The sequence below is a fragment of the Petrachloros mirabilis genome, from assembly GCF_975968855.1.
Map to the genome: position 1 here is coordinate 1 of NZ_CDLUDY010000183.1, position 2574 is coordinate 2574.

1 protein-coding gene is annotated in these 2574 nt (G+C 55.9%); it reads left to right on the forward strand.

Features of this window, described 5'->3' with window-relative positions:
• Positions 1-1947: efflux RND transporter permease subunit (locus ACWVCN_RS07425; RefSeq protein ID WP_455244928.1), on the forward strand; the 1947-nt coding region annotated here is incomplete at its 5' end.
• Between the last annotated feature and the right edge of the window lie 627 nt (positions 1948-2574).

The window sequence follows — 2574 nt, forward strand, 5'->3', positions numbered from 1 at the left end:
ATAGTGATGGTGGATAACGCACATCGCCGGCTGGAGGAGTGGGAACGAAAGGGCCGCGTGGGAGAGCGGACCCAAGTGCTGATTGATTCCGCCAAAGAAGTCGGGCCGGCGATCTTTGCCTCGCTCCTGGTCATCGCCATTGCATTCATGCCGGTATTCACACTTGAGGAACAAGAAGGCCGTCTCTTTAAGCCGCTCGCCTGGACGAAAAATCTCGCCATCGCATCAAGCGCACTGCTGGCGATCACACTGATCCCGGCGCTGCTCGCTTTGCTCGTTCGCGGCCGGATCATCACAGAACAGGTTCACCCTGTCAGTCAGCTGTTGAAACGGCTATATGCGCCGGTCCTGCGACTGGCGCTGCGCTATCGACTGGCCGTCGTGGTGCTCGCTATCGGCTTGACTATCACGATCATACCTGCGTTTCAACGGATGGGGGCTGAATTCATGCCTCCTCTTTACGAAGGCACGATCCTGTATATGCCGACCACGCTGCCAGGAATTTCCGTCACAGAGGCGTCCAAGTTGCTGCAGCAGATGGACCGTAAATTGAAATCGTTCCCCGAAGTCGAGCAAGTGTTCGGGAAAGCGGGTCGTGCTGATACCTCAACCGATCCTGCTCCCTTCAGCATGATCGAGACGGTGATCGCATTGAAACCCAAGGAACAATGGCGGCCTGGTGTGAGTTACGAGGGGTTAATCGACGAGATGGACCGGGCTCTCCAATTCCCTGGCGTCACCAATGCCTGGACGATGCCTATCAAGGCCAGAACCGACATGTTGACGACCGGCGTCCGTACACCAGTGGGAATCAAGATCTTCGGACCGGATCTGAAGCAGATTGAACAGATCGGGAAACATTTGGAGATGTCCTTGCAGGATGTTCCAGGAACGAGGAGCGTGTACGCAGAACGGGTTTCCGGCGGATATTTTTTGGATTTTGATATCAATCGCGAAGAAATTGCCCGTTACGGTCTCACCGTCATGGATGTCGGCAGGATCATCGAAACAGCGATTGGTGGCGAAAACATTGATATGACGATCGAAGGACGTGAACGCTATCCCATCAACGTCCGGTATCTCCGTGAGTTGCGCGACGATCCCGACAAGCTGCGACGTGTCCTCGTTTCAACCCCGACCGGTGTTCAGGTACCCATCGCGCAGCTGGCCACACTCCGATTCATGCAAGGACCGCCCATGATCCGCGACGAGGACGGAATGCTCACAGGCTATGTGTTCGTCGATATGGGCGGGCGGGACGTCGGAGGGTATGTCGATGAACTGAAGCAGGTAGTGCAAGAGAAGGTTTCACTGCCTCCGGGCTACACGATTGCCTGGTCAGGCCAGTATGAGTTTATGCAACGGGTCCGAGAGCGGCTTACCATCTTTATTCCGCTTACCCTCGGCATCATTTTTGTCTTGTACTACTTCACCTTCCAATCGGTGGCAGAAACCCTCATGGTCATGCTCGGAGTCCCACTCTCCATGGTTGGAGGGATCTGGTCGCTGAGTCTCCTCGAGTACAACATGAGTATTGCGGTGTGGGTCGGACTGATTGCACTGGCCGGCGTCGGGGCCGAAACCAGCGCGGTCATGCTCGCCTATCTCGATGAAGCCTGTGCCAGACGACAAAAGGCCGGCACGCTACGGACGCTCTCCGATCTGTATGAGACCGTCCAACAAGGGGCACTGGAACGAATCCGGCCTGTTACCATGACGTCGCTCTCCAATATACTCGGGCTGATGCCGGTGATGATCGCCACGGGCACCGGAGCAGATGTGATGAAGCGAATCGCCGCGCCGATGGTTGGTGGCGTCTTTACCGCGATGCTGCTGACACTTATTGTCATCCCGGCTGTCTATGTCATGTGGCGGTGGCGGACGGATGTCACTGTCCGCCAGGCCAGAGAGAAAGCGGAAGGAGAAGGAAGGGAGGCGCATAGCTAACCGGGTTCAGCCAAGGCAGTCGGAACGAATGTGCAACGCACCAAAACAATCGGAGGAACATCATGAAGCTTAGGAGAACGGTTCCCTGGTTTTTGGCAATTGCCATAGTCACATTAATGGGCTGTGCGGGAGGGCAACTCCAGGAATTGATGGATTGACACGACCATGCGGGTTTGGTCTCGTATTATAAAAAGGAGGCCGATGCAGCACGGTATTATGAACAGAATCGTGAGCCGCACGGCAAACTCGAACCGGCCCAGCACGCGGCGCACTTGCCGGGCCCTGGCAGACCTACATCAGCAGGCGGTGATTGGAGCCGATGCGCTCGCGACTGATCACCAAGCGATGATGTCGTCGGGAGGAGGGAGGTAGGTCGCATCCATATCGCCGCACTGCTGCCGGTTGGATCGTTCAACCGACAGCAGCACTCAGCGCATTTTTTTTCTGTCAAAACACGGTAAGACGGATTCGCTAACTTCAGAGCAAGGAGGTGACGGGATGATCGGCACGCAGTGGCGTATGTGGATAATGGGGATTAGCATCGTGTCCGCGGTGGCGAGCACAACCCTGTGGTCAATTCCTAAAACGCTTTCAGCCCAAGAACCCAGACGATTCTCATATCAGGTC